The organism is Micromonospora sp. URMC 103, from assembly GCF_051386435.1.
GTDB lineage: Bacteria > Actinomycetota > Actinomycetes > Mycobacteriales > Micromonosporaceae > Micromonospora.
The window spans coordinates 2012599-2038424 of record NZ_JBPQTR010000005.1; the positions used below are offsets into that span (position 1 = coordinate 2012599).

Annotated in this window: 33 protein-coding genes and 1 pseudogene; 17 read left to right on the forward strand and 17 right to left on the reverse strand. The window is 71.4% G+C overall.

Annotation, left to right across the window (positions count from 1 at the left end):
• Positions 1-28: 28 nt before the first annotated feature.
• Complete coding sequence (wrbA, locus tag ACSNOA_RS22480; RefSeq protein ID WP_436661141.1) at positions 29-646, reverse strand: NAD(P)H:quinone oxidoreductase; 618 nt, start codon at positions 644-646, stop codon at positions 29-31.
• A gap of 120 nt (positions 647-766) precedes the next feature.
• Here wrbA and ACSNOA_RS22485 point away from each other — a divergent pair, with 120 nt between their 5' ends.
• Complete coding sequence (locus tag ACSNOA_RS22485) at positions 767-1255, forward strand: N-acetyltransferase family protein (protein WP_436661142.1); 489 nt, start codon at positions 767-769, stop codon at positions 1253-1255.
• Between the two features lie 91 nt (positions 1256-1346).
• Here the strand turns inward: ACSNOA_RS22485 and ACSNOA_RS22490 are convergent, their stop codons facing one another.
• Entirely contained in the window at positions 1347-1730 is a 384-nt protein-coding gene (locus tag ACSNOA_RS22490) for a hypothetical protein (RefSeq protein WP_436661144.1), read from the reverse strand.
• A 121-nt stretch (positions 1731-1851) separates the two neighbouring features.
• Here ACSNOA_RS22490 and ACSNOA_RS22495 point away from each other — a divergent pair, with 121 nt between their 5' ends.
• On the forward strand, positions 1852-2982 hold the full coding sequence (locus ACSNOA_RS22495) for a winged helix DNA-binding domain-containing protein (RefSeq protein ID WP_436661145.1): 1131 nt from the start codon (positions 1852-1854) through the stop codon (positions 2980-2982).
• On the opposite strand, the gene ACSNOA_RS22500 is transcribed toward ACSNOA_RS22495, so the two are convergent.
• Genes ACSNOA_RS22500 through ACSNOA_RS22510 form a run of 3 tightly spaced genes read right to left on the reverse strand, consistent with a single transcriptional unit; the run spans position 2979 to position 5185 of the window.
• Positions 2979-4121, reverse strand: a complete 1143-nt coding sequence (locus tag ACSNOA_RS22500) for an RNA polymerase sigma factor (protein ID WP_436661146.1) — start codon at positions 4119-4121, stop codon at positions 2979-2981. The genes ACSNOA_RS22495 and ACSNOA_RS22500 overlap by 4 nt on opposite strands.
• An 8-nt stretch (positions 4122-4129) precedes the next feature.
• A complete protein-coding gene (locus ACSNOA_RS22505) occupies positions 4130-4537 on the reverse strand; it encodes a YciI family protein (RefSeq protein ID WP_436661147.1) in 408 nt (135 codons plus the stop codon).
• A gap of 42 nt (positions 4538-4579) precedes the next feature.
• The gene (locus tag ACSNOA_RS22510; protein ID WP_436661149.1) at positions 4580-5185 is read right to left on the reverse strand and encodes a TetR/AcrR family transcriptional regulator; all 606 of its coding nucleotides are present in this window, start codon (positions 5183-5185) and stop codon (positions 4580-4582) included.
• Between the two features lie 143 nt (positions 5186-5328).
• On the opposite strand from ACSNOA_RS22510, the gene ACSNOA_RS22515 reads away from it, so the two are divergent.
• Entirely contained in the window at positions 5329-5778 is a 450-nt protein-coding gene (locus ACSNOA_RS22515; protein WP_436661151.1) for a nuclear transport factor 2 family protein, read from the forward strand.
• A 144-nt stretch (positions 5779-5922) separates the two neighbouring features.
• Here the strand turns inward: ACSNOA_RS22515 and ACSNOA_RS22520 are convergent, their stop codons facing one another.
• Genes ACSNOA_RS22520 through ACSNOA_RS22535 form a run of 4 tightly spaced genes read right to left on the reverse strand, consistent with a single transcriptional unit; the run spans position 5923 to position 10289 of the window.
• Positions 5923-7131, reverse strand: a complete 1209-nt coding sequence (locus tag ACSNOA_RS22520; RefSeq protein WP_436661153.1) for an ABC transporter ATP-binding protein — start codon at positions 7129-7131, stop codon at positions 5923-5925.
• Between the two features lie 38 nt (positions 7132-7169).
• Positions 7170-8006, reverse strand: a complete 837-nt coding sequence (locus ACSNOA_RS22525; RefSeq protein WP_436661155.1) for a carbohydrate ABC transporter permease — start codon at positions 8004-8006, stop codon at positions 7170-7172.
• Position 8007: 1 nt separating this feature from the next.
• On the reverse strand, positions 8008-9006 hold the full coding sequence (locus ACSNOA_RS22530) for a carbohydrate ABC transporter permease (RefSeq protein WP_436661157.1): 999 nt from the start codon (positions 9004-9006) through the stop codon (positions 8008-8010).
• A complete protein-coding gene (locus tag ACSNOA_RS22535) occupies positions 9003-10289 on the reverse strand; it encodes an ABC transporter substrate-binding protein (RefSeq protein ID WP_436661158.1) in 1287 nt (428 codons plus the stop codon). Before ACSNOA_RS22535 ends, ACSNOA_RS22530 begins: the two co-directional genes overlap by 4 nt.
• A 300-nt stretch (positions 10290-10589) precedes the next feature.
• Between ACSNOA_RS22535 and ACSNOA_RS22540 the strand changes: the two genes are divergently transcribed.
• The 4 genes from ACSNOA_RS22540 (at position 10590) to ACSNOA_RS22555 (ending at position 13276) form a co-directional block, all read left to right on the forward strand.
• Positions 10590-11600, forward strand: coding sequence for a hypothetical protein (locus ACSNOA_RS22540; RefSeq protein ID WP_436661159.1), 1011 nt, complete (start codon positions 10590-10592; stop codon positions 11598-11600).
• A gap of 30 nt (positions 11601-11630) precedes the next feature.
• Entirely contained in the window at positions 11631-12335 is a 705-nt protein-coding gene (locus tag ACSNOA_RS22545; protein ID WP_436661161.1) for a VOC family protein, read from the forward strand.
• A 186-nt stretch (positions 12336-12521) separates the two neighbouring features.
• On the forward strand, positions 12522-12953 hold the full coding sequence (locus tag ACSNOA_RS22550; protein WP_436661163.1) for a hypothetical protein: 432 nt from the start codon (positions 12522-12524) through the stop codon (positions 12951-12953).
• 47 nt (positions 12954-13000) lie between these two features.
• Complete coding sequence (locus ACSNOA_RS22555) at positions 13001-13276, forward strand: hypothetical protein (RefSeq protein WP_436661165.1); 276 nt, start codon at positions 13001-13003, stop codon at positions 13274-13276.
• A gap of 48 nt (positions 13277-13324) precedes the next feature.
• Here ACSNOA_RS22555 and ACSNOA_RS22560 read toward each other — a convergent pair whose 3' ends face one another.
• From ACSNOA_RS22560 to ACSNOA_RS22595, 8 genes and pseudogenes are all read right to left on the reverse strand, one after another.
• The gene (locus tag ACSNOA_RS22560; RefSeq protein WP_436661167.1) at positions 13325-13465 is read right to left on the reverse strand and encodes a hypothetical protein; all 141 of its coding nucleotides are present in this window, start codon (positions 13463-13465) and stop codon (positions 13325-13327) included.
• 322 nt (positions 13466-13787) lie between these two features.
• Positions 13788-13907 (reverse strand): annotated as a pseudogene (locus ACSNOA_RS22565) (BTAD domain-containing putative transcriptional regulator); the annotation flags it as partial.
• Positions 13908-14078: 171 nt separating this feature from the next.
• Positions 14079-14558, reverse strand: a complete 480-nt coding sequence (locus ACSNOA_RS22570; protein WP_436661169.1) for a hypothetical protein — start codon at positions 14556-14558, stop codon at positions 14079-14081.
• Between the two features lie 242 nt (positions 14559-14800).
• Positions 14801-15250 carry an Imm26 family immunity protein gene (locus ACSNOA_RS22575; RefSeq protein ID WP_436661171.1) on the reverse strand — a complete coding sequence of 150 codons (450 nt, stop codon included), beginning with the start codon at positions 15248-15250 and terminating at the stop codon, positions 14801-14803.
• 26 nt (positions 15251-15276) lie between these two features.
• Positions 15277-15420 (reverse strand): hypothetical protein, encoded by a 144-nt coding sequence (locus ACSNOA_RS22580; protein WP_436661173.1) that lies wholly within the window; start codon positions 15418-15420, stop codon positions 15277-15279.
• A gap of 543 nt (positions 15421-15963) precedes the next feature.
• Positions 15964-16713, reverse strand: coding sequence for a DUF4184 family protein (locus ACSNOA_RS22585; protein WP_436661174.1), 750 nt, complete (start codon positions 16711-16713; stop codon positions 15964-15966).
• Between the two features lie 78 nt (positions 16714-16791).
• Positions 16792-17466: an HAD family hydrolase gene (locus tag ACSNOA_RS22590; RefSeq protein WP_436662414.1), complete on the reverse strand. Its 675-nt coding sequence runs from the start codon at positions 17464-17466 to the stop codon at positions 16792-16794.
• 254 nt (positions 17467-17720) lie between these two features.
• Positions 17721-18173 (reverse strand): hypothetical protein, encoded by a 453-nt coding sequence (locus tag ACSNOA_RS22595; protein ID WP_436661176.1) that lies wholly within the window; start codon positions 18171-18173, stop codon positions 17721-17723.
• 207 nt (positions 18174-18380) lie between these two features.
• Between ACSNOA_RS22595 and ACSNOA_RS22600 the strand changes: the two genes are divergently transcribed.
• From ACSNOA_RS22600 to ACSNOA_RS22645, 10 genes are all read left to right on the forward strand, one after another.
• Complete coding sequence (locus tag ACSNOA_RS22600; protein WP_436661178.1) at positions 18381-19412, forward strand: serine hydrolase domain-containing protein; 1032 nt, start codon at positions 18381-18383, stop codon at positions 19410-19412.
• Between the two features lie 611 nt (positions 19413-20023).
• Positions 20024-20242, forward strand: coding sequence for a hypothetical protein (locus tag ACSNOA_RS22605; RefSeq protein WP_436661180.1), 219 nt, complete (start codon positions 20024-20026; stop codon positions 20240-20242).
• Entirely contained in the window at positions 20239-20430 is a 192-nt protein-coding gene (locus tag ACSNOA_RS22610) for a hypothetical protein (RefSeq protein ID WP_436661182.1), read from the forward strand. Before ACSNOA_RS22605 ends, ACSNOA_RS22610 begins: the two co-directional genes overlap by 4 nt.
• A 132-nt stretch (positions 20431-20562) precedes the next feature.
• On the forward strand, positions 20563-21291 hold the full coding sequence (locus ACSNOA_RS22615) for a hypothetical protein (protein WP_436661184.1): 729 nt from the start codon (positions 20563-20565) through the stop codon (positions 21289-21291).
• Complete coding sequence (locus ACSNOA_RS22620) at positions 21288-22283, forward strand: alpha/beta fold hydrolase (RefSeq protein WP_436661186.1); 996 nt, start codon at positions 21288-21290, stop codon at positions 22281-22283. The genes ACSNOA_RS22615 and ACSNOA_RS22620 overlap by 4 nt, the downstream gene beginning before the upstream one ends.
• The gene (locus ACSNOA_RS22625) at positions 22280-22816 is read left to right on the forward strand and encodes a hypothetical protein (RefSeq protein WP_358186124.1); all 537 of its coding nucleotides are present in this window, start codon (positions 22280-22282) and stop codon (positions 22814-22816) included. Before ACSNOA_RS22620 ends, ACSNOA_RS22625 begins: the two co-directional genes overlap by 4 nt.
• Positions 22813-23565, forward strand: coding sequence for a methyltransferase domain-containing protein (locus ACSNOA_RS22630; protein ID WP_436661188.1), 753 nt, complete (start codon positions 22813-22815; stop codon positions 23563-23565). The genes ACSNOA_RS22625 and ACSNOA_RS22630 overlap by 4 nt, the downstream gene beginning before the upstream one ends.
• Positions 23562-23741 (forward strand): hypothetical protein, encoded by a 180-nt coding sequence (locus tag ACSNOA_RS22635; protein ID WP_436661190.1) that lies wholly within the window; start codon positions 23562-23564, stop codon positions 23739-23741. Before ACSNOA_RS22630 ends, ACSNOA_RS22635 begins: the two co-directional genes overlap by 4 nt.
• Positions 23738-24691: an ABC transporter ATP-binding protein gene (locus ACSNOA_RS22640; RefSeq protein ID WP_436661192.1), complete on the forward strand. Its 954-nt coding sequence runs from the start codon at positions 23738-23740 to the stop codon at positions 24689-24691. The genes ACSNOA_RS22635 and ACSNOA_RS22640 overlap by 4 nt, the downstream gene beginning before the upstream one ends.
• Positions 24672-25814: an ABC transporter permease gene (locus tag ACSNOA_RS22645; protein WP_436661194.1), complete on the forward strand. Its 1143-nt coding sequence runs from the start codon at positions 24672-24674 to the stop codon at positions 25812-25814. Before ACSNOA_RS22640 ends, ACSNOA_RS22645 begins: the two co-directional genes overlap by 20 nt.
• The last annotated feature ends 12 nt before the right edge of the window (positions 25815-25826 follow it).

Here is a 25826-nt window from a genome sequence, read left to right on the forward strand (position 1 = left end):
TGGCCGAAGCGGCCACCGGCCGGCCCGCTCAGCCGGCCAGGCCCTTCTTCACCGCGGTGCCGATCTCGAGCGCGCGACGGGCGGTCAGCGCGGTGGCGGTCAGCGCGATGTCGTCCGGGGCGATCTCGCCGTTGTTGCTCGTGTGCGAGGCGCCGTACGGGTTACCGGCGATGAACTGGCTGGTGTCCGTGTAACCGGGGGTCACGACGATCCCGCCCCAGTGGTAGAAGACGTTGAACAGCGACAGCAGGGTCGCCTCCTGGCCGCCGTGGCTCGTCCCGGTGGTGCAGAACGCCGAGTAGACCTTGTTGACGAGGGCGCCCTGGGACCACAGCGGCCCCGTGGTGTCGATGAACTGCTTGAGCTGGGCGGCCATCACGCCGTACCGGGTCGGTGTCCCGAAGATGACGACGTCGGCCCAGGACAGGTCGTCGAGCTGCGCCTCGGGGACGTCCTGCGTCTCCAGGTGGTGCGCCTGCCAACCGGAGTTGGAGCGGATCGCCTCGGCCGGGGCGAGTTCGCGTACCTTGCGCAGACGCACGTCGCCGCCCGCGTCCCCGGCGGCCTCGCAGGCGGCCTGCGCCATCTGGTACGTGGTGCCCGTGGCGCTGTAGTAGATCACCGCCACCTTGGTCCGGTCAGCCATCGCAGAGTCCCCTTCCCCGTTCGTGTCGGCTCCGGCGACTACCCGGCGCATGTGACCACAAACGCACCGTGCGGGCGACCCGCCGACAGGCCACGCGGCACGGACGGGAATGCTGGGGGCATGCGGATCCGACCCGCCACCGCCGCGGACTGGCCGGACATCTGGCCCTTCCTCCGCGAGATCGTCGCCGCCGGGGAGACGTACACCTGGCCGCGTGACGTCGACGAGGACACCGCGCGGCGGCTGTGGCTGGTGCCCCCGCCGGGGCGCACGGTGGTGGCCGCCGAGCCGGACGGCACGGTGCTCGGCTCGGCGAAGCTGACGCCCAACCAGCTCGGGCCCGGCGCGCACGTCGCCAACGCGAGCTTCATGGTGGCGCCGGCGGCCGGCGGGCGCGGCGTGGGCCGGGCGCTCGGTGAACACGTGCTCGACCTGGCCCGGGCCGACGGCTACCGGGCCATGCAGTTCAATGCCGTGGTGTCGACCAACACCCGGGCCGTGGCGCTGTGGCGCTCGCTCGGCTTCGAGGTGGTGGGCCGCGTCCCGGACGGCTTCCATCACCCCGCGCACGGCTACGTCGACCTGTTGGTGATGTACCGCCGGCTGTGAGACCCCAGCGGCGGTGTGACGCAATCAGGGTCGGCGGGCCGCGGTACGACGTCGCCGTCCGCGGATCCCGCGCCCTGATTCCCGTCCCGGATCAACTGACCCGGTTTCGCAGGTCGTCCACCTGCTCCTGCAGCCGGTCCGCCGCGCCCTGGTTGTTGAGGAACGTGGCGACCCCCGCGATGAAGACCAGCCCGAGTATCAGCGCGATGATGCTGAGTGTCAGGCCTCCGATCGTCACTCCTCGACCGGTCACACCCGGGCGCTTGGCCATCCGGAGTCCGAAGATCCCGACGATGATCCCGATGATCCCCAGGATGATCCCGGCCCACGCCAGAATGGCCGTGAGGGTGCAGACCAGGGCAGAGACCCCGAACACCAGGGAAAAGGTCGCGGCGGCACTGGTCTTGGCCGGAGTGCCCTCGGCCCGGGACCGGGCCGGCGCGCCGCCCCGCATCGGCTCGCTGGACGCAGTCATGACTCTCTCCCTTCCGCACGCGCGACGCGCGCACCTGCCGCCGCATCCCCGCTCCTGCAGCCGTTATGCCTGCCTGTCGGAGGGGCGGCCTAGGCTCACGGCGACGCCGTGAGGAGGAGCCATGCCCGTGTCGTTGACCGCGAGCGAGGCGCGTGGCCTGCGCATGACGAGCCTGCTGCTGCGCCCGCACCCCACCACCCGGCCCGGCACCGTGGCCGAGGTGGTCGAGTGGTTCGGCGCGATGCAGGCCCAGGATCTGGCCAGCGCGCTCTGGTCGCTAGGCGCCCGGCTGCCCGCCCTCACCAAGGTCGACGTCGAGGCCGCGCTGGAACGGCGCGAGGCGCTGCGCACCTGGCCCATGCGGGGCACCGTGCACCTCGTCCCGGCCCGCGACGCGCGCTGGATGCTCGAGCTCACCGGCGTACGCGCACTGGCGAGCGCCGCGACCCGACGGGTCGCGCTGGGTCTCGACCCGGCCGACGTCGACCGCGCGGTCGAGGTGCTCGGCAGCGCGTTGGCCGGCGGCGGGCGGCTCACCCGCGCACAGTGCCTGGCCACGTTGAACGCGGCCGGCATCGGCACCGACGGCCAACGGGGCTACCACCTGCTGTGGTATGCGAGCGTGCGGGGGATCACCTGTGTGGCCCCGACCGTCGGCACCGAGCAGACCTTCGCGCTGCTCGACGAGTGGGCGCCCGAGCAGCGCCGGCTCGACCGCGACGAGGCGCTGGCGACGCTCGTCCGCCGGTACGTCCGCTCCCACGGCCCGGTGACCGCCCGCGAGTTCGCCGGCTGGACGGGGCTCACCCTCACCGACGCCCGCCGCGGCTTCGCGGCGGCCGGCGACGCGCTCGCCACCGTCGACGTCGACGGCGAGGAGATGCGGGTCGACGCCGCGCTGCTGGACGCCCCTGCGAGCGAGGTCGACGACCTGCTCGTGCTGCCCGGCTTCGACGAGTACCTGCTGGGCTACAAGGACCGGTCGCTCATGCTCGACGCCGCCCACCGGGACGCGATCATCCCGGGCAACAACGGCATCTTCCAGCCCACCGTGGTGCGCGCCGGCCGGGTGGTGGGCACCTGGAAACGAGCCGTGAGCAAGACCCGGGTGACCGTCACCGTGAGGCCGCTCGCGCCGGTGGACCGGCCGCGCACGGAACGCGCCCTCGCCCGCTACGCCGAGTTCCTGGGGCTGCCGCTCCGGGTCGACTGGCCGACCTCGGCACCCACCACGGCAACGCCACAGCGCTAGCCCCGGCGGGCGTTGAGCCGTGCGGCCTGACGCGTCAGGTGGTCGCGCTCCGCCAGGTTGGGCGCCTTCCGGGCCGCCTCGGCGTAGAGGCGTGCCGCCGTCACCAGGTCACCGTCGCGCTCGTGCAGGTACGCGGCCACCGCCGCGTGACGCGGCAGCGAGTCGTCCAGCCCGGCGAGCGCCGCGAGCCCGGCGCGCGGTCCGTCGGCCTCACCGACGGCCACCGCGCGGTTGAGCCGGACGACCGGATTGTCGGTCAGGCGCGTGAGTTCGTCGTACCACTCGACGATCTGCACCCAGTCGGTCTCCTCCGCCGTCGGCGCGTCGGCGTGGAGAGCGGCGATGGCGGCCTGGGCCTGGAACTCGCCCAGCCGGTCGCGCGCGAGGGCCGCCTGGAGGATCGCGACGCCCTCGGCGATCGACGCGGTGTCCCAGCGTCCGCGGTCCTGCGCGGCGAGGGGCACCAGGCTGCCGTCGGGCGCCGTCCGGGTCGCGCGCCGGGCGTGGTGCAGCAGCATGAGGGCGAGCAGTCCCGCCACCTCCGGGTGGTCGATCGCCGCCGCGAGCTGCCGGGTGAGCCGGATGGCCTCGGCGGCGAGGTCGACGTCGCCGGAGTAGCCCTCGTTGAACACCAGGTAGAGGACGCGCAGGACGGTGGCGACGTCGCCGGGCTGGTCGAACCGTACGCCGGAGACGGTGCGCTTGGCCCGGCTGATGCGCTGCGCCATGGTCGCCTCGGGCACCAGGTAGGCCTGGGCGATCTGGCGGGTGGTCAGCCCGCCGACGGCGCGGAGCGTGAGCGCGACCGCGGACGACGGGGTCAGCGACGGGTGGGCGCACAGGAAGTAGAGCCGGAGCGTGTCGTCCGCCGCGATGGTGGGCCCGGGCGCGGGCTCCTCGTTGACGAGGTCCTCACGCCGCCGTCGGGCGGCGTCCGACCGCGTCGCGTCGAGGAACCGGCGCCAGGCCACGCTGATCAGCCAGCCCTTCGGGTCCCGCGGCGGATCGGTGGGCCAGACGCGGACAGCCTCGACCAGCGCGTCCTGCACGGCGTCCTCGGCCGCCGCGAAGTCGGCTCCGCGGCGGACGAGGATCCCGAGCACGCCCGGCGTGAGGCTCCGGAGCAGTGCCTCATCCATGCGCCAGGTCACTCCGTGATGGTCGGCGGCTCGGCGAGGAACGGCCGCAGCTCGAGCCACTCGTGGATCGGCTTCCCGCCCGCACCGGGGGCGGCCGACAGCTCCCCGGCCAGCTCGACGGCGCGCTCGTAGCTGTCGACGTCGATCACCATCCAGCCGGCGATGAGGTCCTTCGTCTCGGCGAAGGGGCCGTCGGTGACCGGCGGGCGCCCCTCGCCGTCGTACCGGACGAACGTCCCCTCGGGGGCGAGCGCCTGACCGTCGACGAACTCGCCGGTCCCCTCGAGCCGGGCCGCGAAGTCACGCATGTACTGCACGTGCGCCGAGATCTCCTCCGGCGTCCACTGCTCCATGGGCACGTCATTGACGGCGGCCGGAGCTCCGCGGTAGTGCTTCAGGAGCAGGTACTTCGCCATGGTGGTTCTCCTCCGTGCGGGTGCGACCCATTCTGGTCGCGTTCACCGCGGAGACGGAGCCGGCCCGCGGTTCTCGACATCGCCGGCGGAAATCTTGTGATGAGGTGCGAGCCCGTCGAAGACGATGGTGAGCGCGCGGGCTTTCACCTCGTCGTCGAGGTCCCGGTTCGCGGCGACCCGGGATGTGGCAACCAGCAGGGCGTAAACCTCGGGCAGTTCGACATCGTCTCGGACGGCGCCGGCCCGCTGGGCCCGCTGGAGCAGCGCGCCAACGGCTCGGCGCAGGCCCATGGACGCGTGGGCGGCTTCGCCGTCGCGGTCGCCTCCAGCGTCGAGCAGAGCCTCGCCGATGGCGATCTTCGTCGCCGCGTCGGCAACGAGGTGCCGGAAGAAGTCATGGAAGGCAGTGCCGGGATCCGCGCTGTCGAGCAGTGCTTCGGCCTGCTCACGCAGGCGATCGAACCGCCGCACGAGTACGGCCTGCACCAGTGCCCCCTTGGTGGGGAAGTGGCGGAAGACCGTGGCGATGCCGACTCCCGCAAGTCGGGCCACCTCCTCGGTCGAGGCGGACTCCCCGCCCGCGCCGAAGACCTCTTCGGCGACGTCGAGGATGCGGCCACGGTTGGCCTGCGCGTCGATGCGTCGCACCCGCCCGCTCCCGATCCGCGGTGTGTCGGAAGTACTCATTCGCTCCTTCGCCGGGTGATAAACGAAGTCGTGACTCCGTATAGTCGGAGTCATCACTTCGGATCCTACTGACCTACGGCAGTCGCCGACGACAGGAGAATGTCATGGCCGGACCCCCCAGCCCGCGCGAGGTCTTCCTCGCACTCGTGAACGGTGTCGCGGAGGGGCGTTGGGAGGACCTCCCCGACCTCTACGCGGAACAAACCGACGTCGTGCATCCGTTCCACCCGCTTCGTGCTCCCGCGCTGCGCACCCGCGACGACCTTCGCGAGCACTTTCGGCCAACCTTCGCCGGTCCGCGACTGGACCGACGCGCCACCAACATCACCGTCCACCAGACGACCGATCCCGAGGTCATCGTCGCCGAGTTCGAGTATCAAGGCACCGTCGTCGACACCGGAGAACCGTTCGCGCTGCCCGGCATCTTCGTGCTGCGCGTGCGCGGGGGCCAGATCGTCAGCTCCCGTGACTACCTCGACCACCTCACGGCCGCCCGGATCCGCGGCCAACTCGACGGGCTCGTCGCCACCGTCAAGGCGGCCCGCACCGTGTGAAGCCGGCGGCCTCGACCGCACCGGGCCCCGGCCGCCAGGGCCCGTGATCTGCCGGCTGGTTCGAGCCGTGCTCCGCAGGACCCGCCCTGCGCGACGCGCCGGGCCGGCGGGTCCACACCCGCCGGCCCGGTCCCCGGAACGCCGTCAGTCGGCCAGCGCGCCCGCCGCGCGACCCTCGTGCAGCGTGAGGTTGCGGCCGTTGGACGGGTCGAAGAGGTGAATCTTCTCGAGGTTGAACCAGACCCGGCGGGTCTCCCCCTCGACCACCGGCGACTCCGCCGACAGCCGCGTGACCAGGTTGGCCCCGGCGCCGGTGAAGTCAGCCGCGCCCGCGTCGGCGGCCAGCTCCTCCAGCTCGGCGGCGCTGGCCCGCTCCCCCTCGACCGTGAAGTAGACGTACTTGTCCGAGCCCATCGACTCGACGATCTCCACGGGCGCCTCGAACTCCATCCCCCGGCGGCGGGTCGCTTCGTCGACCAGCGCGGCGTCCTCGAAGTGCTCGGGCCGGACGCCGAGGATCAGCTCGCGCGGGGCGTCCGCGCCCTCGAGCTGCCGCCGCACCCGGTCGCCGATCGGCACGTCGCCGAGCGCGGTACGCAGATGGCCGTCCTGCGCCGCGGCGTGCAGGAAGTTCATCGACGGGGAGCCGATGAAGCCGGCCACGAACAGGTTGCGCGGGTGGTCGTACAGCTCCTGCGGCGGGCCGACCTGCTGCACCTCGCCACCGCGCATGATCACCACGCGGTCGCCGAGGGTCATCGCCTCGGTCTGGTCGTGCGTGACGTACACGGTCGTGGTGCCGAGCTGCTTCTGCAGCCGGGACACCACCGTGCGCATCTGCACCCGCAGCTTCGCGTCCAGGTTGGACAGGGGCTCGTCCATGAGGAACGCCTTCGGCTGCCGGACGATCGCCCGGCCCATGGCCACCCGCTGCCGCTGCCCACCGGAGAGGTTGGCGGGCTTGCGGTCGAGCAGGGCGGTCAGCTCGAGGACCTTCGCGGCGTCCTCGACCTTGCTGTTGATCGTTTCCCGGTCCAGCTTCTGCAGCCGCAGCGGGAACGCCATGTTCTCCCGCACCGTCATGTTCGGGTAGAGCGCGTACGACTGGAAGACCATGGCGATGTCCCGGTCCCGGGGCGCCTTGTCGTTGACCCGCTGGCCGCCGATGCGCAGCTCGCCCGAGCTGATGTCCTCCAACCCGGCGATCATGTTGAGGGTGGTGGACTTGCCGCAGCCGGACGGGCCCACCAGGATCACGAACTCGCCGTCGGCGATCTCCAGGTCGACGTCCCGCACCGCGACGGTCCCGTCCGGGAACCGCTTGCTCACCTTGTCGAGCACGATGTCAGCCACTGTTACCACCTGAACCCTTGGCTACGCACGACTACCACCTATCCCTTTACTGCACCGGAGGTCAGGCCGGACACGATGCGGCGCTGGAAGAAGAGCACGAACAGGATGATCGGAACGGTGATCACCACGGCGGCGGCGCAGATCGCCCCGGTGGGGTCCTCGAACTGCGACGCGCCCGTGAAGAACGACAGTGCCGCCGGCACCGTGCGGGACCGCTCGGTGGAGGTCAGCGAGATGGCGAACAGGAAGTCGTTCCAGCAGAAGATGAACACGAGGATCGCCGTCGTGAACAGCCCCGGGGCGGCCAGCGGCGCGATCACCCGCCGGAACGCCTGGCCCTGGGTCGCGCCATCCATCTTCGCCGCCTTCTCCAGGTCCCACGGGATCTGCTTGAAGAACGCCGACAGCGTGTAGATCGCAAGCGGCAGGGCGAACGTGATGTACGGCAGGATCAGACCCGGCCAGGTGTCGAACAGGCCGAGCTGCCGCTCGATCTCGAACAGCGGCGACACGAGCGACACCTGCGGGAACATCGCGATCAGCAGGGAGACCCCGACAAGCAGCCGCTTGCCCGGAAAGTCCAGCCGGGAGATCGCGTACGCCGCCATGGCGCCGAGCACCACGGCGACCAGGGTGGCGATCAGCGCGATGCCGATCGAGTTCACGAGGGCCCGGACGAACTGGTCGGTGTCGAAGATCGTCCGGTAGTTCTCCAGCGTCCACTCGCGGGGGATGAACTTCCCGTCGGTCAGCGTGGCCGGCGTCTTGAACGACAGCGACGCGATCCAGAGCACCGGGATCAGCGCGAAGACGACCACGACGACGTCCAGCAGACCCCACCGCAGCTTCGCCCGAGTGGTGGTTTCGGTAGCCATCTCAGCGCCTCTCGTCGTCGGAGCTGCCGGGGGCGGCGGTGCCGAAGAGCTTCACGAAGACGAACGCGATGATCGCCACGGCGAGGAAGATCAGCACCGACATCGTCGACCCGATGCCGAGGTTGAGGCCGCGGATCAGGTTGTTGTAGGTGAGCATCGACACCGACGAGGTCTCGTTGCCGCCCGCCGTGAGGATGAAGATGTTGTCGAACACCCGGAAGGCGTCCAGCGTGCGGAACAGCAGCGCGACGAGGATCGCCGGCTTCATCACCGGCAGCATCACCTTCGTGAACCGCTGCCAGGCCGTCGCCCCGTCCGTCGAGGCGGCCTTGAGCAGGTCCTCCGGCACGAGCGCCAGCCCGGCCATCAGCAGCAGCGCCATGAACGGGGTGGTCTTCCAGATCTCGGCCAGCATGATGATGGCCAGCGAGCTGGCCCGCTCGGTGAGCGGCGCGCCCTCGCCGAACAGGTTGGCCAGGTAGCCGGTGCCCGGCGTCCAGGCGTACCGCCAAGAGAAGGCGGCGACCACCGTCACGATGCCGTACGGGATCAGCGCCGCGGTCCGCACGATGCCCCGACCGACGAGCGTCCGGTGCATGACGAGGGCCAGTCCCATGCCGAGCACGAGCTCGATCGCCACGGTCACCACGGTGATCAGGGCGGTCACGCCGAACGCGGTCCACCAGAACTCGTTGGTCAACACGGTGGCGTAGTTGTCCAGCCCCACGAACTCGCGCTGGTCGGGAAACCGCAGGTCGAAGCGTTGCAGGGACAGCCAGACCGAGTAGAGGATCGGGTACGCGGTCACCGCGAGCATGACGAGCGCGGCAGGCGCGCACAGCAGCCAGCCCAGCCGGCGCTCGGCCTTCTTGTTCTCACTGAGCGGCGCCCGACCCCGCCGCGCGCGCTGGGTCGGCACGGCCGCGTGCCGGCCCGTGGTGCGGGCGGCGGTCCCGTCGGCGGTGGCCTCGGCGCCCGCCGGCGTCGCGTTCACGCTCACGGCAGCACCCCCTTCGACTCGAGCGCGTCGGCGATGGCCTTGCGCAGTTCGTCCGCGGTCTGCTGCGGCCGGATGGCCGACGGCGGCGAGAGCACGGCGGACATGACGGTGGAGATGCTCTGGTAGGCCGGGGTCAGCGGACGCACCGCCGGATCCCGCAGCTCCTCGACGATCGTGTCCTTCATGGGGTACGCCTCGACCATCTCCGGGTCGTCGTAGACCTTCTCGATCGTCGGCGGCACGCCGTCGTTGATCGCGGAGAACTTCTGGTTCTCCGCGTTGCGCAGGCACTTGGCGACCTCGAAGGACAGGTCGGGGTGCTTCGAGTACCTGCTGACGGCCAGGTCGACGCCGCCGATGGTGACCCGGCTCGGGGTGCCCTCGTCGATGCCCGGCACGCGGGCCCAGGCGACCTGCTGGGCCAGGTCCGGGTTCGCCTCCTGCATGGCGGGGTAGACGAACGGCCAGTTGACCTGGAAGGCGCCGTTGCCGGACTGGAACTCGAGCCGGACCGGGTCCTCGGTGGCGTTGCTGAACGACGGCGACGTCACGCCGGAGGTGGCGAAGCGCTGCAACTGCTCCAGCGCCCGCATGGCACCCTCGTCCATGACGGCCTTGCTGCCGTCCTCGCTGAGGATCCGCCCGCCGGCGCTCTCCGCGAGGGTGTTGTAGAGGACGACGAGACCCTCGTACTGGGCGCCCATGGTGAGGATCTGGTGCGGCTTGCCCTGCCCCTTCAGATCCTGCGCCATAGAGATCATCTGGTCCCAGGTCTTCGGCGGCTGCGGCACGAGGTCCTTGCGGTACCAGAGCAACTGAACGTTCGTGTTCTTCGGCGCCGCGTACAACTTGCCCTCATAGCGGGCCGTCTCCAGCGGCCCGGCGAGCGTGCCCTGCTCCACCTCGGCCCGGTCCTGCCCCGTCCACTCGCGGATCCAATTGGCGCTCGCGAACTCCTGCGTCCAGGTGACGTCGAGGCCAAGCACGTCCATCCCCGGGTCCTCGGCGGCGAGCCGGCGCACCATCTGCACCCGCTGGTCGTCGGCCTGCCGGGGCAGCACCCGGTAGACGATCTTGTAGCGGCCGCCGGCCTGCGCGTTGCAGGTGTCGACGACCTTCTGGAGGTTCTGCTCCGGCGGGTAGTACAGGTTGATCTCGGGTGTGCCGCCCTCCCCACCCGAACCGCAGCCCGCGAGCGGCGCCGCCAGCGCCACCGCGGCGGCCGCCGCCACCACGCGCACCCGTGGTCGGCGTCGACGTCCGGCCTCGTCAGGGTCGTTCATCACCCCTCCCCTCTGATCGGCCACGAGCCGAGGAGGTCACCGTGCCCCGGCGCACGGCGAGACGACCGGGAGCCGGGGTCGGCGAGTGACGGTCCCCGGACGTTTCGTGGCCCCAACACTGCCCGACCTCGCAACTCGCGAAACCTGGCGGCGAGCGGGACGGCCCATCCGGCCCAGAATCGCCCAAAGCGGTCGCGGCGTGTCGCCGACCCGCTCACTCCCCCGCTCCGGGGAGGCCGGAGCGGCCGGGTCCCCCGCGGCGGGGAGTCGCGCGGCGCCGCGGCCGGCGAGGCTACGACCATGACGCAACCGGGACGGGCACGGTGGCTGCGGCCGCTGGCGGTGAGCTGGTGCACGGCGTACGCCGTCGTCCACGCCGGCTGGGCGATCGTCGGCGCACCCCCCTTCGGCGATGTCGGCGAGTCCTTCCTGCCCGAGGACTGGACGCCCGTGGTCCCGGCCGCCCTCGCGGCGATCGTGGCCGCGTGGCCGGACGCCGCGCGGCCCGACACGGGGCGGGCCGCGCGGCGCCGGACGGTGGCCCGCGTCCGCGCGGTGACGGCCTGGACCAGCGGAACAGCGCTCCTGCTGTACGCCTTCCTGTTCCCGCTGAGCCTCCTGAGGGTCGTCGGCGCGCTGTTCGGCCAGCCGGTGACCGAGGCCGATCGGGCGGTCCTGCTCGCACAGGGGGCCGGGGTCGTGGCCGGCTCGCTGGCGGTGGCCGTGGCCGTTCTCGCCCAGCGCGCCGCCCGCGACGCCTGCCCGCGCTGCGGTCGCGTCCCCGGGCGCCCGCCCGCGCGCCGCGAGGACCCCACGCCCCGCTGGGCCCGGCTCGCCGGTCACCTCGCCGTCGCCGGCTGTCTGGTCCGTCTCGCGGCAGCCGTGCCGGAGGACGTCCGCTGGCACGCCTCGCCGGGCACGTCCGAGGCGTACCTGCTCACCTTCGTCGTGCTGATGGTGCTCGCCGGAACGCTCCTGCCGCTCGCGCTGGTGTACCGGTGGGGACGGGTCTGGCCGGGCTGGGTGGCGCCGCTCGCCGGCCGGCCGGTACCACGCTGGCTGGTGCTCGGGCCGGCGCTGTTCGTCGGGGCCGGCCTGAGCGCGTACTTCGGCGTCGGCGGTACGGCGGCCGTGGTGACCGGCCTCGTGGCGCCGGACGCGTTCCTGGTGGTGACCCTTGCCGCGTACACCCTGTGGGGGGCCGGCCTGCTGGTCGCGGCCCGCTCCTACCTGGCCCTGACCAGGCCGCCGTGCCCGTGCGTCGCGACGCCACGCGGCGACTCGCGGCCGGTCGGGGCGGCGACGGGCTGACACGTCGTACCCGACCGGCAGAATGGCCGGATGATCGCGCGCTTCAAGGATCTCTGTCTCGACGCGGCCGACGCCCAGCGCCTGGGCGGCTTCTGGGCCACCATCCTCGACGGGGAGCTGGTCGACACCGGCGACGGCGACGCCCGGATCGACCCCCGCTCCGCCGGCTCCGACGCCGAGTCGATCTGGGTCAACACGGTGCCCGAGCCCCGCACGGTCAAGACCCGCGTCCACCTCGACCTGCGCCTGGGCGAGTCCGAGCCGGCGGCCCTGCTGGCGGCCGGCGCGCGGCTGGTCCGCGAGCCGGACGCCGAGATCGGCTGGTGGGTGCTAATCGATCCGGACGGTAACGAGTTCTGCGCGTTCGCGCCCCGCTCCGGCACCCGCCCCGGGCCGTTCGAACTCGTCGTCGACAGCGCCGACCCGGTCGCCCAGGCCACCTGGTGGGCCGGGATCGTCGGCGGCCGGGTGGAGACGGCCGACGAGGGGCACGCGTCGGTGGTCGGCGCGGCCGGCTTCCCCTGGGACTACTGGGTGTTCGCGCCCGTGCCGGAGCGCAAGACGGTCAAGAACCGGCTGCACTGGGACGTCGACCTGACCGACCCGGAGCCGACCGCGCTGGTCGCGGCCGGCGCGACGCTGCTGCGCGAGCCGGACGCCGACGTCAGCTGGTGGGTCCTGGCCGACCCGGAGGGCAACGAGTTCTGCGCCTTCGCGCCACGTCCCACCACGTGAGCGGCGCGGCTACCCCGCGCGGGCCCGGTGCACTAGCGTTTTCCTAGCTCCGCTGCCAGCGCGTACGCCGCCGACGTCGCTACGCCTCCGGCCGACCCCACCTTGCCCGATCGGTTGGTTCTCGCGGGAACTCCCTCCGCCGATCCGCCGGTTGGGCAGGATCGTCCGCAACGAGGAGGTGCCGTCGTGCAGGACACCCGCGCTCTCGCCCTGACGTTCGAGGTGAGCGGCCTGCCACCGGTCAAGACCGAGGCGCTGTCCATCTTCGCCGCCGGGCACCGGCAGGCGACGAGGGTCCGCGCCCTGCTCGACGCGGCCTGCGCGGCGGCCCAGCGCACCGGCTGGACTCCGCTCACCGGGCCGATCGAGGTGGACCTCGTGCTGCGCTGCCCGCCGGGGCACCGCACCTCCGACGCGAGCACCCTGCTCGGCGGGGTGTGCGCGGTGCTCCAGGACAAGAAGCGGGTGGCCAGCATCGGCCTGGCCCACCTCGGCGTCCTCGTGGACGTCGCGCTCTACGACGACGACCGGCAGATCCGCCGCCTGTCGTACGTCGAGGAGCCGGCCGAGGACTTCTCGTACCAGGTGCGGGTGGCCACCGTACCGAACGTGGTTTGACCGACGACCGCGGTGGGGTACCGCGGACGCCGACGAAGGGAGCGCCGATGTCGGAGCCACATGTCACGCTCGACCCGCGCGGGCTCGATCCCGTGCAGCAGAAGCTGCGCGGCCCGCTGGAGGATCAGCTGACCTCGGCGCTCCAGGCGGCCACCGAACGGGTCCGCGCCGACTACGGGGGCGAGCCCGTCGAGCAGGTTTGCCAGCGGCTGCTCGACGAGACACGCAGCGGGCTGCACCCCGACATCGCGGCGGGCTTCGAGCCCGACATGGACGAGTTCTGCCGGGTGGCGGTGGCCATCGTCCGCGGCGGGGACGCCTGAGCGTTTCCGTCGACGGCTTCCCGCCGCGGCACGTTCCCGGGACGGTGCTCAGGCGGCGACCGGATCGACCCGCCAGCCCGTCGACGGGCGCCGGGGCAACCCCGCCAACTCGACGGCGTAGTCGCGCACCAGCGCGGGCAACCAGTAGCGGCCTCGCTCGTCCCGGTGGACCAGGTGCGCGTCGACCAACTCCTCCCAAGGCGTGCCGGGCCCGCTGCGTGGAGACGCCGAGCCGAGCGGCGTTCCGCTCTGGCACCGCAGGTGCGTCCGGTGCCTTGCCGAGCAGCTCCAGCAGCCGTCCCGCCGCCTCGTCGCCGGAGCGCACGGCGACACCGACAGCCAGGCTGTCGGCGACCTCCGGCGTACGACCGACGAAGGTGACCAGGTCGGCCGGCAGCTCGCGGGGCACGGGGCTGCCGCTGTCGCGGGGTGGCGCCGGCGGCGCGGCGACCGGGACCGGCGCGCTGACCGAGACGTGCGCCAGCTCGGGCGACCGGTCCAGCATGGCCCGGTGCAGCCGGGTCAGCTCCTCGCCCGGGTCGATGCCGAGCTGCTCGTCCAGGGTGGCATGCGCACGCCGGTACGCGGTCAGCGCGGCGGGCACGTCGCCACATCGGTAGAGCGCGACCAGGCATTTGCGTCACCTCGACCGAGCCGGTCCCCGCCTGGTCAGGAGGAGTCAGGGCCGCCGGACCGACTCGCATGACGAGCCACAGATGGCTCACAACTCAACGGGACCTCGGCGACAGAGAAAGGACAGTGGAGCGACGGCCGGATGCCGCCACTCCACCGCAGCACATCCTCACTTTCTGGAGCGGTTAGGCGCCGAGATCACGGACCGGCTCAACCCCTCACGCACCGCCCTACCGATGTCGCCCGCCGGCGAGTCCGGCGAGATGGTGATCTGATCCCTCGTGACGAACCTGAACCCAGAGCGCTCACCGGCGTTCTCGGTCGGCACCACCACGTACGACCCCCCAGCGTCACGATCGAACCCCACGGCACGGGCGCCTCGCGCGAGTGCCGCAAAGGATTTGACCTTCGCCAGCTTCAGAAGCGGGCGCAGGAGCTCCTTCGTGTCGCCCAGCGAGACGTTCCGTCCCGGTCCCTCGCCGATCCGCAGGCCATCCTGGACAAGTGCGCCGAGCCGGTCGTCGGTCACGTCGTTGCCGACCGCTTCGCACCAGCCGTTCACCACCATCGGGCCCTCCCGGGAACGGGAACTACTGGCGACGTAGATGCGGCCGTCCGCACGCTGGTATATGTCGACCGCACCGTTCATCCCCGATCACGTACCTCACATCGATTCCCCGAGTCAGCCCGCAGCGGTAACCGTCCACCATGGCGGCGTACTGCTCACTCGAAACCGTACCGTCCGCGCGGGCCGAACGAGCTCTCCGGCCAGTCCTAGATTGAGCGGCAATTTCAACCAATGACTATGGACTCATGGTCCGTAGGGCGTGGGATGCTCACTCGCGCACCACACCCTACGGGACCTATCGGACCGAATTGTCCGCCGCCTCCTCAAAGGAGGAGGTTGGACAGCCTGTTTCGAACGATAACGTAGCCATGGAGGTCATCCGAGGGAAGATTCTCTTCGCCAGGCTCCGAGAGCCTCTCCCCAATGACCTTGTTGGGATCCCTGTCGTCATAGACGACCACATAACCGCGCGACCGGATGCCTCCCCTGTAGAACGCCGTGGACGGCCACTCCGACCGACTCCAGCCGGGAAGACTGCCAAGCAGCGGCCACTCTTCGTTGACCAACGGTATATCGCCGAACCTCGCGACGAAAAGGGCATCCTCAGGGCGCAAATCCGGAGCGGCTTCGGGCAACACATCGAGTGGCGGACCGAAGAAATAGCCCACGGTGACAGCACTCCGCCCGTGCCTGGTCACGACGACGAGAGCGTTGGCGCTGGACCGAAGGGGAACGGCGAACACCATTCCCTCTTCGATCTTACGTCTCTTCACATCAACCCCTAGATAGCCGACCTGAGCTAGTCGCCCAGTCGGTCGAGCAGACTCTTTCCGTCCTTCTGGGCGCTTGTGACGCCGTCCGGTTCCCGATCGGACAGGACCTGTTGCCCGCCCAGGCTGGCCACCACGGCCACGGCCAGGGCCGCGATCAACAGTCCCCGCACCTTCCTCTTCACCCGTCACCCAGCGGTCAGGGGCCGATACGACGGGTAGAAAGTAGGAGAAAATACACGGGCGGCTATCTTAGGGCTACCTTGATGATCGACGTCGGCACCGGCCGGTGCGCGGTGGAGCTCGCTCCGTCGAGCCACGTGGCCGCGCGGGCCACGGACGGCGTCGGCACACGACTGATCCAGGTCCGGGCTTCCGGGCAAGAGGCAGGGAACGTAAAACGGGTCAGGACCGGGTCCGCAACTCCCCGGTCCTGACCCAACCGTCCGGCGTGGTAGCGGACATCGCCCTGTCGGCAACGTGGGCGTGGCACGGCGCTCACGTCGAATCCGACACGACGAGCCGGCCCGCCTGCACTCAGCTCCACGTGCCCAACTACCGGACTGCGGCGCGCTTCCGGCTCACCCCGAAGAGCCGTCGGCGCCGGCTCAGGTTAGGCGCGTTTCGGCAGGTCGGACAAGGATCGTCCGCGCTCAGGAAGGGTGATTGATGTCAACATCGAAAACCGGCATGTCGGCGTAACGGGACCACCGCCGTCAGCGCTGTTTCGAGTCGAAAGCCGCTCTGCGTCCGCGTTCCGAGCGGAGCGCGACGAACGCGCCGAACAGCAGCGCCAACGCCACCAGGTGCAGCAACCGTACTCCCGTGGGGCCCGGGAGACGGGCCTCCGGCAGGAACGGCAGCAATGCCGTTCCTGCCACGACGGTCACCCCGGCCACCCACCGGAACACCGCCGGCCGGGCGGGCGGCGTGGGGTCCTCCGCGAGCCGGTGACGGCGGGCGAGGCGCCGCATCAGGTCGACCGCCAGCACTCCTCCGACGAGCGTGCTGGCCAGGTCGGAGACCGTCCACCAGTGCAGGCCGGTGCGCGCGTACCAGTCGACACCCAGGGCCCGGAGCCAGCCGTCGGTGTGGGTAACCCGGTCCCACGCCACATGACTGGCGGCGCCCAGCAGCGCCGACCCCACGGTGATCCACCAACGGTGCGGCCGGGCCGACTGGACGGAGCGCGGCCAGCGGAGGTCGCGCAGGCCCGGCAGGTACGGGACGACGGCGCCGGCGCACCGGCGCACCACCCAGGCGTAGGCGAGCGCCACCGGCAGGCACCACCAGAGCAGACCGGCCGCGGTGTGCGTACCGGTGATCTGGAGGCGGGTGCCGGTCGTCAGGTACGCCACGTCCGGCGCCACGGCGCCGGTGGCCAGCGCGACACCGTCGAACCATCGCGGCCGCCACAGCTTCAGCGGCAGGACCGCGGCCAGGTGGGACGGGAAGGTCAGCGGCACTCGATCTCCCGCTCGACGACCGGACGTCGCGGGACGGCGGAGGGCGCGGGCCGCTGGGCCTCCCGGGTGGACACCACGTCAGAAGTGCCGGAGCAGGTCGGGGAAGGCGGCCAGGCGCAGGACGCCGTGGTCGGTCGGATCCAACTCCTCGTCCTCCAGCACCCAGGTGTTCTCGTTGGGGATGAAGACGGCGTTCATGCCGGCCGCCCTGGCGGGGAGGATGTCCGACCGCGGGGAGTTGCCGATCATCCAGGCGCCGGCCGGCTCGAAGCCGTGCTCGCGGGCGAGCCAGCGGTAGGTCTCCACGTCCTTCTCCCGCACGATGTGCGTGGCCCGGAAGTGGTGCAGCAGCCCGGACGCGTCGAGCTTGCGCTGCTGCTCGTCCCGCTCGCCCTTGGTGAGCAGGAACAGTTCGTGCCGTCCGGCCAGCTCGTCGAGCGCCGCGGCCACCCCGGGCATGAGCTCGATGCGGTGCTCGACCAGCGCCACGGCCAGGCGGTCGATTTCCCGCCGCTCGGCGTCGGTGGCCGGACGTTCGCGCAGCCGCTCCAGGCACTCCCCCAGGCTGCGCAGAAACACCTTGCTGCCGTAGCCGTGCGCCACCGCGTTGGCCCGCTCGATGTCGTCGAGGATGGCCCGGATCTCGCCCCGGTCGAGGGTCGGATGGTCCAACCAGGCCAGGAAGTCGTCGATCACCCGCTCGAAGACGACGTTGTTCTCCCACAACGTGTCGTCCGCGTCGAAGATCAGCACCTGCGCCTGCCGGCGCGCCGCCTGGTCCCCCACCCTGCCGCCCCCTCATGATCGACGTCCTGCCCGCTCGGACCTTAGGGCACCGTGTGCGACGCGCCCAACGGGTTTCCGGTCGATGCGAAGTCGAGGTACGCGCTCGCCACGACGGCCAGATCTGTTCGGGGCCACCGGTCACCCCCGCACCGGCCTCGGCGAGGTCGGCGGCCAGGTCGGCGAAGGCGTACACCGCCACGTGGTTCGGGTGGGGCCCGGTTCTAGCGTCGAGTCACCGGCCAGCTCGTCAACGACGTCGGCGCGCCGCAGTCCTGCTGGTCCGTCTCGCCTCGACAGACCTTGAGCTGGCCGGTCACGGTGGGCAGGTAGTTGTGGTAGCGGGTGGTCACCGGCGTGGTCCCCGCACCGCAGCGGCCGGCGATCCGGGTCCACGGGTACGGGTAGAAGTCACGCCACCACTGCACCCAGACCGAGTGGCACCCGGTGCCGACGGTCGCCAGCTCACCCTCGACCACCACGGTGGGGAAGATGCGCCCGCTCGGGACCTCCAGCCAGCGACCACCGCTCGCGGTGGCGTCGCCGTGGGACGCCGACCAGGGGACCACGGTGGGAGCGGCGGCGGTCGCGGTCGGGGCCGCCCCGGCCGGGGCGGCCGTCGCGAGCAGGGCGAGCGTCACGATCGCGGTGGCGAGGCCGGCACGGAACACGCGCATGGATCCTCCTGTCGTCAGGTCCGGCCGAAGGGGAGTCGGCACGGCGACGCGCCCGATCGGACGCGTAGCGGGAATGCGCCGTCCGGTGTCGCCAGGAAAGTCCGGCCGGCCGTGTCTCCGGTCCGGGCCAGTATCGGCACCGGTCGACATGCGGTTGCGCGGGTCGACCGGTTCTTTGCGGCTTCTTGAGGAAACGAGAATGGACCGATGACCGACCTCGACGTTCTCGTACGCCGCACCGCGCAACGGCTGACGAGGCGGCGGGTGGGAGCCGTCGTCGCCGCGGTCGCCGGGGACGCGACCGTCGTCCACGCCGCGGGAAGCACCGGCGGCCCGGCTGCGCCCGTGCCCGACGCGCGCACGCTGTTCGAGATCGGATCGGTCACCAAGGCGTTCACGGCCCTCACGCTCGCGCGCCTGTCGCTGGCCAGCACGGTGGACCTCGACGAACCGCTGCGTGACCTGCTGCCGCCGGGCTCCCGCGTGCCGTCCCGAGACGGTGCGGAGATCACCCTGCGCCACCTGGCCACCCACACCGCCGGGCTGCCCCGGCTACCGGCCGGCCTGCTGCGCCGCGCCCTGACGCACCCGGGCGACCCGGACCCGTACCGGGGGTGCACCGTGGACGCTCTGCTGGCCGGTCTCGCCCGGACCCGGCTGCGGGCCCGGCCGGGCCGCCGGGTCCGGTACTCGAATCTCGGGATGGGTCTGCTCGGGCTGGCGCTGGCCCGCCGCGCGGGCACCACCTACGCGGCCCTCGTGGCGGATGCCGTGTGCCGTCCCCTCGCGCTCGCCGACACCGGGGTGACGGTCGACACCCGCCGGCTCGCCGAGGGCCACACCGCCCGGCGGCGACCCACGCCCCGGTGGGACCTGGCCGATCTGGTCGGCGCGGGCGGGCTCTGCTCGACCGCCGCCGATCTGGTGGTGCTGCTCCGCGCCCACCTGTCCGGCGGTGGCGAGCTGGCCGAGGCGGTCGCCCTCTGCCAGCGGGTGGAGCACCGGATCGACCGGTCCCGCGCGGCGCACCTGGGGTGGCTGAGTCACGGGCCCGCCCCGGCCACCGACGGCCGGCGGCAGTTCTGGCACAGCGGTGCCACGGGCGGGTACGCGGCGTACCTGGCGTTCGACCCGGAGGCGGGCACCGGTGTCGTCGCACTGACCAACACCGGCCGACCGGTCCATCGCGCGGCGGCCGAACTGCACAACCGCCTGACGGCCATCGCCGGGTTTCGCTGACAGATGCTTCCGGGGGCGCCGAACAACGGTCACCGACCGCCGGACGAGACGTCACGAGAATGCATTCGGGAACCCATTCCGGCTCGTCTCGAGAAATGCTCGCCCGCCCATTCCGAGGTCGGGTTGAATCCTCAGCCTAGGAGGGCCGACAGGACCATCCGGCGGCACGGCCGATTCTTGAGGTTTTCTTGAGCTTCCCAGATCCGGGCCTCCACGTGACGGATAACGCTTCGATAACAGGAGCGCCGATACCGCGCCTGTTGGCGACTTTCCGTATCCGGAACTCCCTCGCTGCGGTGGCGGAGAGTGACGATGGGGCGTCCAAAGCGGACATAGCAGGTGCAAAATCTCGGGTGCCGGATTCCCACCGACCGCTGCTATAACCGAATGGCACGACGGCGCCGATCGATGTCCGACAAGCCATCAATCGACGTTGGTCGGCGTAATGACGGGGAGGGCGGGATGGCGTCAGGGACCCGATCTTCCGCCATTGCAGTCAGTCGAGGCACCGATTGATCCCACGACTCCCCGTCGACGACGTCCGGGCGCAGCCCGCTCGTCGTCAGCAATTTCCCCGCACCAGTAACAGCTCCATCGACGAGAGGAACCGCATGCTTCTCGACAAGGTCAACAGCAACCCGGCGCTCGCCGGCTACGTGCCGCTGACGCCGGCCGAGGGCGCCGCCGCGCCCGTCATGGCGACGTTCACCATCGCCACCCCGACCGCCGGGGCCATCGCCGCCGGCGCGGCCAAGGCGCTCGGCTTCGTCGCCGGCGCCGGGATGGTGACCGGGGCGGCCTACGTCGCCTACGAGGTGACGAACGGATGAGCTGCACCGACATCCTGCTGCGCAAGGTGAACGCCGACCAGGCCGTGGCCGGCGCCCAGGCCGTCGTTCCGGTCATGGCGACGCCCGCGGCGTTCATCGCGGCGTTCAAGGCCGGCGCTCAGGTCGCGGCGTGGGCCGTGGCCGGTGCGGCAGCCGGCGCCGCCATCGCCAAGACCGCCAACAGCTAGCCGAAGGTCCGGGTCCCCGACGTGAAGCTGCACGACCGTCTCCGACGGGCTGCCGAGCGGGTCGGCGCTCAGCCTCTCAGCAGTGCCGAGAGGCTGAGCGCCGTCACCCACCTTCTGAGCAGCCTCGAATACATGGCCCGCTCCGTCGACCGCCGGCCGGGCGGGCTCAACAACTGGGAGTACACCCGCGACCAGTTCCCCCTCAAGTCGCGGCGGGTCCGGAAGCTGATGGACCTCGTCGCCCGCGAGCCGGTGACCCAGACCATCCACGCGTCCCGGGCGGCCGCCGCCGCCGTCCTCATCTCGCCGTTCGGCGGGAACCGCGTCCGGATGGCCTGTAACGCCTACCTCTCGGCGTCGCAACTGGTCGTCTACCCACGACACTTCTTCGGCACGGACGGCTCCGACCAGGTGTCGTTCCTGGTGCAGACCGCCGCGGCGCTCGGCAGGGCCGGCGGCACCGACCGCAGTCGCAAGATCGCCAGCGACTTCATCGGCGCGCAGGCGGTGCTGGCCTACGGCGCCTCCGGCCTCGCCAAGCTGCCCGGGCACCGGTGGCGCAGCGGTGACGCGCTCGTCAAGATCATGCGAACCCAGACCTACGGCGACGAGCAGTTCTTCACGCTGCTGTCGAAGTGGCCCGCCGCCTCGCGCCTGCTCTGCCACGGGGTCCTGGCCCTGGAGTGCGGGTTCCCGCTGCTCCTGCTCCGGAAGGGTCGCCACATCGACCTCGGGCTGCTCGCCATGGGCGCGTTCCACCTGGCGAACGCCCGGGTGATGGGGCTGTCCCGCTTCGCCTGGGCGTTCGTGTCGACCTACCCCTCCGTCCGGGCACTGGCGAAAGGAACGGGGACGTCATGACGAGTCTCGGTAAGGTGGCCGGGCTGCTGACGGGCGCCCTCGGCGTCGCCGGCGTCGGCCACCAGATCTATTGCAGCCTGCGGGCCAAGGCCGACCCGCCCGAGCTGGAGCGACAGCAGGTAATCAGCCCGACCGGCAACATCCTCGCCTGCTACCGGCGCCCGGGGCTGCCGGGCGGTCCCACCCTGCTGCTGGAGGCCGGGCACATCACCACGGCGATGGCGTGGCGGCAACTGCTGGACCATCTCGATCCCACCGCCACCGTGGTCGTCTACGACCGGGCCGGCTACCGCAACTCGCTGCGTCGCAACAACGAGCGCTACTGCATCGCGGAGAGCGTCACCGACCTGGTCGAGGTGCTGACCGCCCTGACCGACGGGCCGACCGTCCTCGTGGGGCACTCCTTCGGCGGGTACCTGGTGCACCAGGCCGCCCGGCGGGTGCCCGAGCGCGTGGCGGGCCTGATCCTGCTCGACCCCATGCACCCGCGGCAACTCCAGCTCAGCCGGTCCCAGCGCGCCGGCGCCACCCAACTCGACGCCACCCTCATGCTGGCGGCGGCCACCATGCTGCTCGGCGGTGGCGCGCTGCTCGACAAGCGGGGGATCCTCGCCTTCGCGCAGCACAGCCCGTACCGGCAGCAACTGCGCTGGGAGCTGTCGTCGGCGTCGACCTGGCACACCAGCCGCCGGGAGTGGTCGTACGTGTACCCGTTCATGCTCGACGGCGGCCGCCCCATCGAGACGGTGCCCGTGCCGATCTCGGTGATCGCCGCCGGCGAGACACACGAACACCTGCCCGAGCAGTTCCAGCTGTACGAGGAGTACACCGGCGCGGGCACCGGCGGCGCGATCACCGTCGTCGAGGGTTCCAGTCACCTGTCGCTGCTGCACGACCCGGAGCACTGCGCGGACGTCGCCAAGCAGATCGGCGCGACGGCCGACGAATGGACCACCGGCCCGGCCTCCGGCACGGCACGGGAGGCGGTGTGACCATGCTCAAGGCCAGGGAGGCGCTCCTGCTGGGCGCCCTGTCGTCGTGGTTCGTGGCGAGTGTCATCTCCCAGCACCCGGACCGCAGCTACGACAAACTCCGCAAGTACGACAAGACCGGAATCTTCATTCCGAACTGGCGCTTCTTCGCCCCGGAGCCCGCGGTGGAGGACCAGCACTTCCTCTACCGGTTGGCCAGCGCCGACAAGAGCCGGCACACCGAGTGGCGTTCGGTGTACGAGGTGGCGCCGCGCCGGGCGATCCACGCGATCTGGTTTCCCGGCCGCCGCATCGAGAAGAGCATCTTCGACGTGGCCGCCACGCTGACGTCCAACGTGAACAGCAAGAACCCGATCACCGGACGCGCCCGCGAAGCCGCCTACCGCCTGATCGTCGACTTCGTGCGCAACCGGATCGAGCCGGAGCCGGACCACCCTCTGATGCAACTCATGCTCGTGCGGTACGCGGGCTACGACCACAGCGAGGAGCCCAAGTACGACCTGATCATGGACTACGAACCGGTGACGCCATGACGGGCGTGCAGTACGGCGCCGGGGTCTCCCGGGTCTACGACCGGATGTTCGCCGATCCGACGCCCACCACGACGACCGTGCAGCAGCTCCTCCCGTACCTGCGGGGCCGCGACGTGCTGGAGCTGGGCGTGGGAACGGGACGGATCGCCGTTCCGGTGGCGGGCGCCGCGCGGTCGGTCACCGGCGTGGACAACTCCCCCGACATGCTGCGCACCTTCCGGGACAAGGGGGTTCCGGACAACGTCACGCTCGTCGAGGCCGACTTCCGCGACCCGCTGTCGGACCGGCTCGGCGGGCGGTTCGGCGCCGCGTACAGCACCCTCGGCTCGATGGCCTGCTGTCTGACCCGCGACGAGCTCCGCGCCGCGCTGGGCCACGTCCGGGACGTGCTGCACCCCGGTGCGATCTTCTGCATGGAGTACTACGCGCGCGAGCTGTACCTGGAGGTGATCCGGGTGACCGGCGGCGTGATGAGCGCCGCCCTGCCCGGCGGCGAGAAGATGCGGACCCGGCTCGCCGTGGACGCCGACAGCGACATCATGACGGCGACCACCACGGTGTACGCGGGCGACGAGCCGGTCCGCTTCGCCGAGCGGGTCCTGCTCCTCGACTCGGCGGAGATCGCCGGGCTGATGCGGAACGCGGGCTTCGCCTCGGTGCACGTCACGCACGGTCCGGGTCAGCCGTTCATCTGGTACGTCGCGGAGAACCCCGGAACGCAGCACGAGAGAACGGAGTCGACACCATGATGAAGCGCCGGCGTGGCCTGCGTTTCCTGGCCGTGTTCGCCCTGACCCTGCCGATCCTGCTGGCGGTCCTGCGCGACGGCGACCTCGACGGCGGCACCTGGGCCCTGGCGATCGCGATCGCCTTCCTCCTCGGCGCGGTCTTCGCGTCGATCGGCGGCCGGGAGGCGAAGCGGTGAGCGTGGAGACGGCGCCGCGCGTGGTCGACCGGCCGCCCGCGGCGGGCGCCGGCGACGTCGAGGTGCGCGCGGTGACCAAGCGGTACGGCGACACCGTGGCCCTCGACGCCGTCAGCTTCACCGTCCCCGCCGGCACCATCACCGGCTTCGTCGGCAACAACGGCTCGGGCAAGACGACCGCGATCCGCATCATCACCGGGCTTCTCCAGCAGGACGCCGGTGAGGTACGCGTCGCCGGCCGACCCGTCACCTCGGAGTTCCGCTCGGCGATCGGCTACATGCCGGAGGAGCGCGGTCTCTACCCGGAGATGCGGGTGGCCCGCCAGCTCGAGTACCTGGCCCGGCTGTACGGCGCCGGCAAGGCGCGGGCCCGCGAGCAGGTCGCCGGGTGGCTCGAGCGGCTCGGCGCGGCGCGGTACGCCTCGGCCAAGCTGAACACGCTGAGCCTCGGCAACCAGCAACGGGTGCAGTTGATCGCGGCGCTGCTCAACGGTCCCCGACTGGTGATCCTCGACGAGCCGTTCTCCGGCCTCGACCGGGCGGCCGTGGCGGCCATGTCGGAGATCCTCCGCGAACTCGCGGCGGACGGCGTGGGGGTGTTCTTCTCCAGCCACCAGCTCGACATCGTCGAAAGCATCTGCGAACGGGCGGTCATCCTGCACGCGGGCCGGGTGGTCGCCGAGGGCACGGTGACGCAGCTGCTCGACCGGGGCGACACGGTCGTCCGGGTCACCTTCGAGGCGCCCGTGCCGGCCGAACGGGTGCGGGCCGCGCTGCCCCACGCCCGCGTGCTGCACGGCGACACCTGGGCCGTCCCGGTCGACACGGACGACCCGTCGCGGGTGCTGCGCGAGTGCCTGCGCCTCGGCGAGGTCACCGAGTTCAGCCGTGCCCGTCAATCCCTGAGTGACATCTTCGCGGAGGTGTGGCGTGCCGACGCCCCCGAGTGACGGCCGCGTCCCGTTCGGACGCTCCCTGCGCATCATCGCCGGACGCGAGATCCGGCTACGGACCTTCTCCCGCGCCGCCCTCATGGGCCTGGCGTTCAGCGTCCTGATCATCGCCGGGTTGATCTTCGTGCCGAAGCTGTTCGGCGGCGACGCCGAACGTGACCGGATCGCCGTGGTCGGGTTGAGCCCGGCACAGCTCCAGGCCGCGTCCGCCCAGCTGCCCGGCCACGAGTTGGTGCCCGGCCAGCCCGGGCAGGTGCCGGACGAACGGACGCCGTACGTCGTCTCGCTCGGCGACGCCGGCACGACGGGCGCCGCATGGAAGTCCTCCCAGCTGGCCGACCTGGAGAGCATCGTCACCCGGCTGCAGTTGAACCGGCTGGCGGGCGCGGAGCCCGTGGCCGCGGCGCCGCGACTCACGGCCGTCTCCGACGACTCGGAGGACACGGCCCGGCTGTTGATCGGATATCTCGTCGTCGTGCTGCTCTTCGGGCAGATCGTCGGCATGTCGTCCGCCGTCACGCAGGCGCTCATGGAGGAGAAGGCAAACCGCGTCATCGACCTGCTCCTACCGAAGGTCAAGACACTGGCGCTGCTCTGGGGCAAGGTGATCGGCGCGGGCGTCGCCGGGCTCGTGCAGACCGGCGTGATGGCGGGCGCGGCCCTGCTCCTGCTCGCGCTCAGCGGCGACCGGACCACGATGGGCATCGTGCTGGAGATCGGCTGGGTGGTGCTGCTCTGGTACGTCCTCGGCTTCCTGTTCATGGCCGTCATCCACGGCGCGGTCGGCGCGCTGATGCGCAAGCCCGACGACGCCCCGACCATCACCGTGCCGATGCAGCTCATCAACATGATGACCTTCCTGGTCGGCATCGTCGCCGTGCAGAACCCCGGCGCCGCCTGGGTCGACGTGGTCAACAAGGTGCCGCCCTTCTCGGCCGTCCTCGTTCCGCTCGGCGTGATCACCAGGGAGATCTCGACGGCGGACATCCTCGTCAGCACGGCGGTGATCCTCGCCAGCGCACTGGCGCTCAGCCTGGTCGGTGCCCGGCTGTTCGCGGCGGCGATCCGGATGGACTCGCCCGGGGAGGCGCTGCGCCGGTTCTGGCACCGCACCGCGTGACGGCCGAGCGAC

What these genes read in the sequence shown, in the direction of transcription:
- ACSNOA_RS22630 (WP_436661188.1), top strand. Translation starts at nt 22,813, where the DNA reads ATGACGGGCGTGCAGTACGGCGCCGGGGTCTCCCGGGTCTACGACCGG.
- ACSNOA_RS22490 (WP_436661144.1), bottom strand. Translation starts at nt 1,730, where the DNA reads ATGACTGCGTCCAGCGAGCCGATGCGGGGCGGCGCGCCGGCCCGGTCC.
- ACSNOA_RS22545 (WP_436661161.1), top strand. Translation starts at nt 11,631, where the DNA reads ATGATCGCGCGCTTCAAGGATCTCTGTCTCGACGCGGCCGACGCCCAG.
- ACSNOA_RS22555 (WP_436661165.1), top strand. Translation starts at nt 13,001, where the DNA reads ATGTCGGAGCCACATGTCACGCTCGACCCGCGCGGGCTCGATCCCGTG.
- ACSNOA_RS22500 (WP_436661146.1), bottom strand. Translation starts at nt 4,121, where the DNA reads ATGGATGAGGCACTGCTCCGGAGCCTCACGCCGGGCGTGCTCGGGATC.
- ACSNOA_RS22610 (WP_436661182.1), top strand. Translation starts at nt 20,239, where the DNA reads ATGAGCTGCACCGACATCCTGCTGCGCAAGGTGAACGCCGACCAGGCC.
- ACSNOA_RS22600 (WP_436661178.1), top strand. Translation starts at nt 18,381, where the DNA reads ATGACCGACCTCGACGTTCTCGTACGCCGCACCGCGCAACGGCTGACG.
- ACSNOA_RS22485 (WP_436661142.1), top strand. Translation starts at nt 767, where the DNA reads ATGCGGATCCGACCCGCCACCGCCGCGGACTGGCCGGACATCTGGCCC.
- ACSNOA_RS22570 (WP_436661169.1), bottom strand. Translation starts at nt 14,558, where the DNA reads ATGAACGGTGCGGTCGACATATACCAGCGTGCGGACGGCCGCATCTAC.
- ACSNOA_RS22515 (WP_436661151.1), top strand. Translation starts at nt 5,329, where the DNA reads ATGGCCGGACCCCCCAGCCCGCGCGAGGTCTTCCTCGCACTCGTGAAC.
- ACSNOA_RS22615 (WP_436661184.1), top strand. Translation starts at nt 20,563, where the DNA reads ATGGCCCGCTCCGTCGACCGCCGGCCGGGCGGGCTCAACAACTGGGAG.
- ACSNOA_RS22495 (WP_436661145.1), top strand. Translation starts at nt 1,852, where the DNA reads ATGCCCGTGTCGTTGACCGCGAGCGAGGCGCGTGGCCTGCGCATGACG.
- ACSNOA_RS22535 (WP_436661158.1), bottom strand. Translation starts at nt 10,289, where the DNA reads ATGAACGACCCTGACGAGGCCGGACGTCGACGCCGACCACGGGTGCGC.
- ACSNOA_RS22540 (WP_436661159.1), top strand. Translation starts at nt 10,590, where the DNA reads ATGACGCAACCGGGACGGGCACGGTGGCTGCGGCCGCTGGCGGTGAGC.
- ACSNOA_RS22595 (WP_436661176.1), bottom strand. Translation starts at nt 18,173, where the DNA reads ATGCGCGTGTTCCGTGCCGGCCTCGCCACCGCGATCGTGACGCTCGCC.
- ACSNOA_RS22525 (WP_436661155.1), bottom strand. Translation starts at nt 8,006, where the DNA reads ATGGCTACCGAAACCACCACTCGGGCGAAGCTGCGGTGGGGTCTGCTG.
- ACSNOA_RS22505 (WP_436661147.1), bottom strand. Translation starts at nt 4,537, where the DNA reads ATGGCGAAGTACCTGCTCCTGAAGCACTACCGCGGAGCTCCGGCCGCC.
- wrbA (WP_436661141.1), bottom strand. Translation starts at nt 646, where the DNA reads ATGGCTGACCGGACCAAGGTGGCGGTGATCTACTACAGCGCCACGGGC.
- ACSNOA_RS22620 (WP_436661186.1), top strand. Translation starts at nt 21,288, where the DNA reads ATGACGAGTCTCGGTAAGGTGGCCGGGCTGCTGACGGGCGCCCTCGGC.
- ACSNOA_RS22605 (WP_436661180.1), top strand. Translation starts at nt 20,024, where the DNA reads ATGCTTCTCGACAAGGTCAACAGCAACCCGGCGCTCGCCGGCTACGTG.
- ACSNOA_RS22635 (WP_436661190.1), top strand. Translation starts at nt 23,562, where the DNA reads ATGATGAAGCGCCGGCGTGGCCTGCGTTTCCTGGCCGTGTTCGCCCTG.